We start from the raw sequence: 7,965 nt of genomic DNA on the forward strand, positions 1-7,965 counted from the left end.
GCCTTGTTTCGGACGTGTAGGAGCAGCCGGGTCATTCATGACCTACCTCAGAAAAGCGCCCGGCGAGTCGATGGAGAAACTCGCCGGGCCAGTGAGCGCGCGCCGATGGGAAACCGCAATCGCGCCGGTGCCGGGGGGAGTGAACGGGTTGACGCTGTGTACTGTCATTCGGTGGCTTCCAGCAGCTTGCGGGCGGATTCGGGCAGGATCACGTCGCCGCGTTCGTCCAGATGCGCCGCCCAGGTGCGCCGCTCCGCGTCGGGGAATGGATGTTCGGGCCGAAGCACGCCAGCGAACATTTCCGGGTTCGCGGACGGTTGAAAGCCAAGTTTAAGTTCGACGCCCGCGGCGATCGCGCGCCCTACGGCTTCAAGCCCGGCCCTGAAAACCGCTTCGCCATCGGCGAGGAGCTTCCTGGCTTGCACGATCATCTCGGCGCCCTCGATTCGCAAGTGGATGCCCGCGCGAAGGACTGGTTCCCAGGCTCGTTGTTCGGCGGTGCGCAGGGCTTCATCGGCAGCCCGCTTAGTCGCTTCGGCAGCGGCGACGGCGTCACGGCAGAACAGAACGCGGTCCCCGGCATCTCGAATGGCCATCTCGGCTTCCGCCAGTTCGGCGGCCTCTACCGCCTCACCAGAACCCGCCCGCTGGACCAGCGCGGCGCGTGCATCGCGTGCGGCGGCAACCGCCTGTTCGGCGTCCGCGACGGCCTGTTGTGCCGCCTGCACACGGCCATGAGCTTCATCGAAATCGCCGCGTGCCCGCTGGGGCACGGCGGGATCCCGAAGGTTGAGAATATCTTGCAGTTCCATCGCGGTTCCTTTCACTTGTCGAGGCCAAGCCGGCGCAGTGTGTCGCCCAGGGCACGCTCGCGGGTGTGCGCTGCATTCGTCGCCTGCATGGTCTTGTTGACGTGATCGAGGATGGCGGCCTGCACCACGTCGCCCTCGCGGCCGGGCAGGTAGCGCACGCCAACATCCTCGGTCCAGCCGGCGTCGAATCCATTGCGAAGCCGGTGGCGATTCACCGCCGCTTCCACTGGCGTCATTTCTGAAAACGGCTTGGCCAAAGTCGTTATTCCTCATTCATCTTTCGCGATGATAGCAAAAGATGGGGGGAGGACACAAGAAAAAAATGAGACTATTACGGTTTATAGTCTCATTAACCCATGTTATACCGGCCTATACTGTCCAGTGTCGTGCGGTATTGTTTGAAAATAATTTCCGTGACTGTTCATCGGCGCGAGCGAGGCGGCGCAATTCGGCGGCGATTTCGGATTTTTCAGCGTGATACCGCTCCGGGTCGCGGCGATCGGGTGAGAGGCGTTGAACGCGGTTTGCGAGGGCCGCCAGGGCTTCGTGCTGCGTCATGGCGAGGCATCCGATCGGACGATTTTCACCCGATCCCGCACCGCCCATGCCGCACCAATGCCGTATGGCATCAGGTGGCGGCAGGGAGAGGCGTGCAACCTGTTGTGCTTGCGCGGTTTTTGGTCGAGGCGGTTCATGGCGTTACCGCCGTGATGGGGTTGCAACGTCATGATGTCACCTGTTGCAAGGCATAAGTCGCATGCCCCCAACGGCCCTCGGCATCCTGCCGCGTCAGGACGTAACCGCCGGCGCGCGTGCCGACATAGGCATTGACGGTTGAGACAACGTAGTTGCGGCCCCGGTTCTGCGGGTCCAGGATGCCCTTTACGGCTTCCGAGAGGCGCGCGGCAGGCACGGCATAATTGTGGTGATCATCCCACCATTGATCGAACAGTTCAGCGATCTTGATGCGGCGCGGGTCGCGCGCCTTGGCGCGCGCGATGGCTTCGACCGGATCGGCGCAACCAAGGGTCAAGAGCGGGTCGCGTATCCACCGCGACCAGGTCTCAAACGAGCCGAACGATTTTCCCCCGGTCAGACTGGTCTCGTTCTGTCTGCCCCATCGCCAGATGGTGAGAGCAGCGGTGAGCAGTTCGCCGCGCCGGGCCTTCACCGTTGCCAGGAAGCCATCCCGGCCATCGGGGAAGTCACGGGCCTCTGGATCGTCGCATTGCGGGTCGAGTTCGCAGGCCAGGAAGCGGCGGGCGAGGTCCTCGCTGACTGACAATCCGTTGCCGGTGACCGCGATGAAGGCTGTGGAATTGAGCAACGCCATCCGGGTCTCGCCATAAAGCCGCCCCCAGGCAGGTCGTTCGGTAATGACGCTAGCGAGCGTGTCCAATCGCAAAGCGGTGGCATTGACGTTGTCCAGGAAAACAGCGTTGCCGGCTTCGATCAGGGCCGATGTGATCCTCTTGTCGAGTTCGCCGGGCGCACTACCGGCAGTGAACGCGGCGGGCGGTGCGCCGTATGCGATTGCGCAAATCGCGTGGACGAGCAGCCCCTTGCCTGATCCGGCCCCTGAAACGTCCGGCGCGGTCACCAGGAGCCCGGGCGTGAGGTCCAGAGAGGGCTTGGCGATCGCCGTGATCAGGCCATTCAGAAACGCGGTTTCGGCATCCTTCGGCGGCTGGTCGAGGTCAACCACGTCGAAGTCGTGCGCCGTGATCCGCGCCGCGTCCGCGAATGGAAACGTGCTGAACAATTCGCGGATCGTCAGCAGCGCGCGGGAGGCATTGGTGCGGCCTGGTCGGGCCGGGACGTGAATATCGGGCACCGCGTGGCACCACAGGCGCGTGAGCGCGTCATAGCCTTCCACCGCCCTGATGGTCCCGTCATCGCCCAGTAGGGGCGTCACGGCGACGCCGTCGATGGCAGGCAATCGCCAGTCGGCACTATCGATCATCGCCTTCGCCGCTCGTTCGGGGAAGGTAACGGGGACGGTTTCGGTCTCGCCGGTTTTCGCGTTCACCTTCACCCGCACCGGCCGCGCTACGGTGTGCGTGAGGTCGGTGATGCCGTGATGCGTCAGGCGATGGAATCGCGCCGGTTCGCCGGGGGGCGCGATCAGGCGTGTCGGCACCCCATCGCGGGCGAATACGCGGAGCGGGACCGCGCGTGCCTCGATCAGCCGCATGGCGGCGCGTTGGGTGGCGGGGAGGTCTCCGGTATGTTCGATCAGATCGGGGCGATCGAGGGCGCGTGAGACGGTTTCGGCGGCGTCATCATAGGGAGCGTTCACGTCGTTCATGGCCGGCTCCCCTCAATCGCCGATCGCGCGGTTCGGGTCGCTTCATTGCGGTCGAGGCCGACACGCGCGCCGGCTTCGGTCAAAATGGCGACGGCTTCGCGGCGGGACAAATTGCCACTGCCGGTCAGTTCGCGCATCCGGCATCCCGCCCAGAATAGCCGCCGATTGCGCTCGCCTTCGCCGGCTTCTGCGACAAACCGGATCAGCGCGCCGATCGCGGCATCATCGGCAACGCGCGGAGGGCAGTTCGATAGCACATAGGCGGGTCGAGGCGGCGGTAGCAACCAGTCCGGCCAAGCGGCAGGGTCGGCATCTGCCAAGACCGGCAGGCCAGCGCTTGGCCAGTAGATGACGCTTGCCCCGGTCGCCCTGATTTCGATGCCGGTGCCGATCTGTCCGATGCCAATCGTCCGCAATTCTGGCCGATGCTTCATCGCGATGTGAAGGCCGCCGCCACGGCTGCGCCATGCCCAGGTCGAAGGCATCCGGTGCCGATTCTTTCGCCACCAGATCAGACCGCCATGCTGCTTGTCGATATCGAGGACGCAGATAGTGGACGGGGTGCCGGTCGCGATTGCAACCAGTTCGGCGCGCGGCTGATCGAACAATTCAGCCAGGCGCGCGGGATCGATCGAGGCGTCTTTCACCCCATGCGACCGTGCGAGGGGCGTCTTGGCGCGGGTCATCGGAAAGACGGGAATGCCGCGCCTGGCGAGGTCGATGGCGTGTTGCATGGGGGTCATTGACGCGGCTCCTTCACGCCGAGCCGAACCGCGATTTCGTTCAGGGCGTATCGCTGCTTGGTCGAGATGCGCGAAAACTTGGGTAGGTCGGTAAGGAATCCTCGCTCCCATGCTCGCAAGTCATTATTCCGCGCGAGGCAGTCGCGGCAGGTCTGCCGCCACGTACCCATTTCCGGCATTTTGCGCTCCGGCTTCGCCAACGCGGCAGTGATCAGCGCCGGCCAGGTCAATCCGGCTTGGGTGACGATGGTATTGGCTTTCAGCGCAGCAGCGGCGCGCTTCCCATCGTGGTCCGATGCAAGCAAGTTTAAGACTTTGCCGAGGCGATCAGCAGTTTTTGTGTCGAGAGACTTCATAGAGCCGCACCCCGTTTGATCGCTGCATTGATCGCGGCGGCGAGGCGTCGGCAGTGTCCGGCTTCGTTTTCTGCGGCCAACCGAAGGATTGGGTCGCGGTCCTTTCTCGCCAAAAGCTGGTCACCGCGCGATGCGAGGGACCGGACCGCGCGGCGTAGGTCCGCAACGGGCAACGTAATCGTCGCGTGGTTGCGCCGGTCGCGGGAATCGATGTCGCCGATCAGGCGGTCATGCAGCGAATCTGCGTGAGATTTAGGGTCAAGCATGAGGGCAATCTTTTCAAATTGCCTTGCAAGTCCGCGCCGGAGTCGCTACAAATGCGGGTGCCGTCTGCATTCGAATACGAGTTCCGCCGCGCCTCGCAAGGGCGCGGTTTTCGTTTAGGCGCCGGCTTTTTCATCAAGCTTTTCAAGCAATTCGAGCCCACTGGGCACGTCGATCAGGCGACGGCGTCCGACCTTGATGGATTTCAGTTTGCCATCGTTGATGGCCGAGTAGGTCCAGGTGCGAGTGGTGCCGGAAATACGAGTCCAGCGGGGGATCGTCGCATAGCGGGGGATTTCAGTGTTCGGTTTCATAATCCTCGGTTCCGTTGTGTTCGCGGTGAACAAGACGGGACATTGGCAACCATCGCCGCCTATGTCTTGGTCACATAGGCCGTTAAGTCGTTTGTGGTCATGCCGCTCGCCGAGAACCAGCGCGTGAGGTGTTGCCCGATTGCGCCGGTCTCGATGTTGCCGTGTTCCATGCGCTTCAGCGCCAATTGCAGTACGCCCGCGACGATGCTGTTGCGCGTGATTCCGGGTTTTGGATGACCGGCGCGGACCAGAACGCCAAAAATCGGGACGGATAGGAGGACCGCCGGCACGTGCCAAGATTTCAGGCGGTGGCGACTTTGATCTGTTCGGGCGTATGGATTTTGCAGGTAGAGCAGCGCACGATTTAGAGCGGCTTGGAGGTCTACCAGTGCCGCCCGGCCCTCGGCATCACCCGGCGGCACGGCGGGGACTGCGAACGGCGAAAGCATCAGGGGTAGGTTGGCAAGCATTGTTTGCGCGGCCTTGGGAACGCCATCAAAGTTCCAGACCGTCATTGATGATTCCACAAGGCCCCATGGGTGAGGCGGCCAACTGACCGGCTCAGGCCAAGCAAGTTTTGTCATCATGATCGCCAGTTCAACGCAATCCGCGTCGCTCGGGTGCGGGGGCGAGAATTTGTGAAACCATCCATGGACCTCTGCCCCGATAATCGGCGGGGCTTTCGCCCCGCCTTGATCGCCGCTCACTCCGGCACCCCTACCGGGTCGAGATCATCTGCGTCGAAAGCCACCTCCTGCATCTCCAACTCGGCCTCGGTCATGCCGTTCAAGACCAAGGTCGTCGGGAGTGGACCGCCGGCGAGGATCATCAGTTCGGCCGCTGTGCGAGGTCGCCGAGGGCGTCGATTTTCGCGCGAAACCGGGTCTCCCCGTCGATGTAGACGGCGCCCTCCCGCGCTCGCTCGGCGTGGTCGAGCTCCGTCAGGATATCGTCGGCCGCAATGCGCAGCCTCTCGGCCATCCAGCGCAGTGCGTCGCCTTCGATCTCGGGCTGCTTATCGTTACCAGCCATCGCGGCGAGGGCCGAGACGCCGGCTATCAGGTCTATGGTGCGGTCGCGGGCGCTTTCGATCGCGGCGAGCAACACGACGGGGGCTGCGAGGTGGGTGCTGCTCATGACTGCGCCTCCGCGCTCAGGCCGTGCTTGATGGCTTGCGTGGCGATCAGCGCTTTGATGGCGCCGATATCCCGGGTCTTGTTGTTCGCCGCTCGTTTTGTGGTAGTCTTGCCCTCGGTGAAGGCCATTTGAGTCACTCCATGACTATGCCGAACCATAGGCGGGACGGGCTGCTACCCGTCTCGCCACCTCGGCAGATACCGCCATCCGGGCGGCGCGGACGATCAGCCCATCATGGGCTTCACATTGGTTTGCGCCACCACCCCGAGCGGCCCGAACGCGGCGCGGATGCTTTCAGCGACGTATCCGGGGGAGAGATGCGCGTAGTGCTTCGCGCATATCGTCTCGGAGTTGCCGAGTTGTGCAGCGACGACGCCAAGGGGCACGCCGGCCATGATCAGCCGGGTAGCATGGGTATGGCGCAGGATATGAAAGGAGATCGCCGGCGCGATGTTGGCGGCCTCGCATGCGGCGCGGATGGGTCTGATCTGGTCGGACTGCCCCCATTGAGCGCCGTCCGGCTTGGTCAGGATCACCGCGGTTCCTTTCCTGCCGGCGCAATACTGCCTGAAAAAATCGACGCCTTCGCTGGTCAGCACGATCTGCCGGGGCCTGCCTGATTTCGACGTGCGGACGTGCAGGGTCCCGGCCTCGGGGTTGAAGTCTGTGACCCTGAACCGGACAAGTTCGCCATATCGTGCGCCGGTCAGCAACGCGGCAGTGACCATCGGGCGGAAACCCGGATCGGCCGCGTTGACCAGGCGCACGGCCTCGGCATCGGTCAGGTACCGGATGCGTGGTGCGTCGGCATTGCGGAACGGCAGCACGCGCCGCCATGCGTCGTCACTGGGGACCTTTCCGTCGCGATAAGCGAGATTGAGGGCGGCCTTTAATACCGTGAGGACCCGGTTTGCCGTGGCGCGGCGAGCGCGGGTGGCGTCGACATCGCTGGCATCGAGCGCGCGGGTGGCGAGAGCTCCATCTTTGGACCGGACGCGGGCCGGGGCGGTCGCCAGAGCGCGGAACCAGGACCGAATCGCGCCAGGCGCGAGGTCCTTCACCAGCTTGTTGCCCAAGCGGGGCACGATATGCGCGTCAATCGCTGTTTTAAGCCCTCTGACGTCTTTTCCCCCTCGCGCCGCGTAGTCGGCCGCGTAGTCGGCCAGAGCGGCCTCTACAGTGAGCGGAGGGGCTACCCGGCCATGTTGTCGGCCCAGTTCCGCGAACCAGGCGGCGGCGGCGGCTTGGGCTTGGGCGAAGGTGAGGGTTTCGACGCCATCGGCGTCAAGGTAGTCGTCTGCGCTCCCCAGGCTGCGATAGAGGCGGCTCGGGTCGCGGTCCCGGTCGAAATGCCGGGCAATCCAGGTACCGGCCTTGCCCCCTGCCAGGCGGCGATAGCCGATGGCGCGCCCCTCTTGGATCGTGCGGAAGTAGGGCTCGCGACGTACCGGCAGGCGCAGGCGGGCAGCGCGGGTATCCAGCCGCTCATCGCGGGCCTTACGTGGCATTGACGTGCCCGTTTCGTGTCGTATGCGTCACGATACCGCCTATGCCCCCTATGCCCGGTGCCGTCCCACACGCGTAGGGATTCGCAGAGACATCCTTACCCCATGCCGTATGTGATGTCTATACGGCATAGACGGTATCGGACGCGACAGAACGCTATCGGACGGTATAATCAGGGTTTTCTAGGCGTTCATGCACGATATGGGACGTTATAGGACGCTAGTTGCTGCCCTTTCACGGCGGCAACACCGGTTCGAATCCGGTACGGGATACCAATTTTCTTGAGTTTTTGGTCCAATCGGCCCATCGAGCAACCCTGGCGTGTCATGTCCCTCGATCGCCGTAATTGGGCGCATGGGTCCTGATCCACGCGGGTTGGTATTAGGTGTTTAGTCCCGGCATTTCGTGGAGCGGATTTAGCTTGAATCTTTCTGGCTGATTTGTCCATGCTTTGCAGATGAATTCATATGGCGTGAGGCCTTTGAGCGTTTTGAGCCGCTTGGCGAAGTTGTAAGCCGCGACGAA

Annotated in this window: 11 protein-coding genes and 1 pseudogene; all 12 read right to left on the bottom strand. The window is 63.4% G+C overall.

What is annotated here, in order from left to right; genetic code table 11:
* Positions 1–164: 164 nt before the first annotated feature.
* Entirely contained in the window at positions 165–812 is a 648-nt protein-coding gene (locus AiwAL_RS16945; RefSeq protein WP_262313126.1) for a hypothetical protein, read from the bottom strand.
* Between the two features lie 11 nt (positions 813–823).
* Entirely contained in the window at positions 824–1,069 is a 246-nt protein-coding gene (locus AiwAL_RS16950; protein ID WP_262313127.1) for a hypothetical protein, read from the bottom strand.
* Between the two features lie 467 nt (positions 1,070–1,536).
* Positions 1,537–3,120, bottom strand: a complete 1,584-nt coding sequence (locus AiwAL_RS16955) for a hypothetical protein (RefSeq protein WP_262313128.1) — start codon at positions 3,118–3,120, stop codon at positions 1,537–1,539.
* A complete protein-coding gene (locus AiwAL_RS16960) occupies positions 3,117–3,863 on the bottom strand; it encodes a bifunctional DNA primase/polymerase (RefSeq protein WP_262313129.1) in 747 nt (248 codons plus the stop codon). Before AiwAL_RS16960 ends, AiwAL_RS16955 begins: the two co-directional genes overlap by 4 nt.
* A complete protein-coding gene (locus AiwAL_RS16965; protein ID WP_262313130.1) occupies positions 3,860–4,219 on the bottom strand; it encodes a hypothetical protein in 360 nt (119 codons plus the stop codon). Before AiwAL_RS16965 ends, AiwAL_RS16960 begins: the two co-directional genes overlap by 4 nt.
* A gap of 380 nt (positions 4,220–4,599) precedes the next feature.
* On the bottom strand, positions 4,600–4,797 hold the full coding sequence (locus AiwAL_RS16970) for a hypothetical protein (RefSeq protein ID WP_262313131.1): 198 nt from the start codon (positions 4,795–4,797) through the stop codon (positions 4,600–4,602).
* 59 nt (positions 4,798–4,856) lie between these two features.
* Positions 4,857–5,504 carry a hypothetical protein gene (locus tag AiwAL_RS16975; RefSeq protein WP_262313132.1) on the bottom strand — a complete coding sequence of 216 codons (648 nt, stop codon included), beginning with the start codon at positions 5,502–5,504 and terminating at the stop codon, positions 4,857–4,859.
* On the bottom strand, positions 5,501–5,626 hold the full coding sequence (locus tag AiwAL_RS16980) for a hypothetical protein (RefSeq protein ID WP_262313133.1): 126 nt from the start codon (positions 5,624–5,626) through the stop codon (positions 5,501–5,503). Before AiwAL_RS16980 ends, AiwAL_RS16975 begins: the two co-directional genes overlap by 4 nt.
* Positions 5,626–5,934: a hypothetical protein gene (locus AiwAL_RS16985; protein ID WP_262313134.1), complete on the bottom strand. Its 309-nt coding sequence runs from the start codon at positions 5,932–5,934 to the stop codon at positions 5,626–5,628. Before AiwAL_RS16985 ends, AiwAL_RS16980 begins: the two co-directional genes overlap by 1 nt.
* Positions 5,931–6,062, bottom strand: a complete 132-nt coding sequence (locus AiwAL_RS16990) for a hypothetical protein (protein ID WP_262313135.1) — start codon at positions 6,060–6,062, stop codon at positions 5,931–5,933. The genes AiwAL_RS16985 and AiwAL_RS16990 overlap by 4 nt, the downstream gene beginning before the upstream one ends.
* A gap of 96 nt (positions 6,063–6,158) precedes the next feature.
* Entirely contained in the window at positions 6,159–7,442 is a 1,284-nt protein-coding gene (locus AiwAL_RS16995) for a site-specific integrase (protein WP_262313136.1), read from the bottom strand.
* A 379-nt stretch (positions 7,443–7,821) separates the two neighbouring features.
* Positions 7,822–7,965: pseudogene (locus AiwAL_RS17000) on the bottom strand (IS481 family transposase); the annotation flags it as partial.

Origin of the sequence: Acidiphilium sp. AL, assembly GCF_025499445.1 — a bacterium.
Classification (GTDB): Bacteria; Pseudomonadota; Alphaproteobacteria; order Acetobacterales; family Acetobacteraceae; genus Acidiphilium; species Acidiphilium iwatense.

Excerpts from the sequence above, each read along its gene's own strand:
- AiwAL_RS16945 (WP_262313126.1), bottom strand. The coding sequence starts at position 812 with ATGGAACTGCAAGATATTCTCAACCTTCGGGATCCCGCCGTGCCCCAG.
- AiwAL_RS16955 (WP_262313128.1), bottom strand. The coding sequence starts at position 3,120 with ATGAACGACGTGAACGCTCCCTATGATGACGCCGCCGAAACCGTCTCA.
- AiwAL_RS16960 (WP_262313129.1), bottom strand. The coding sequence starts at position 3,863 with ATGACCCCCATGCAACACGCCATCGACCTCGCCAGGCGCGGCATTCCC.
- AiwAL_RS16965 (WP_262313130.1), bottom strand. The coding sequence starts at position 4,219 with ATGAAGTCTCTCGACACAAAAACTGCTGATCGCCTCGGCAAAGTCTTA.
- AiwAL_RS16970 (WP_262313131.1), bottom strand. The coding sequence starts at position 4,797 with ATGAAACCGAACACTGAAATCCCCCGCTATGCGACGATCCCCCGCTGG.
- AiwAL_RS16980 (WP_262313133.1), bottom strand. The coding sequence starts at position 5,626 with ATGATCCTCGCCGGCGGTCCACTCCCGACGACCTTGGTCTTGAACGGC.
- AiwAL_RS16985 (WP_262313134.1), bottom strand. The coding sequence starts at position 5,934 with ATGAGCAGCACCCACCTCGCAGCCCCCGTCGTGTTGCTCGCCGCGATC.
- AiwAL_RS16990 (WP_262313135.1), bottom strand. The coding sequence starts at position 6,062 with ATGGCCTTCACCGAGGGCAAGACTACCACAAAACGAGCGGCGAACAAC.
- AiwAL_RS16995 (WP_262313136.1), bottom strand. The coding sequence starts at position 7,442 with ATGCCACGTAAGGCCCGCGATGAGCGGCTGGATACCCGCGCTGCCCGC.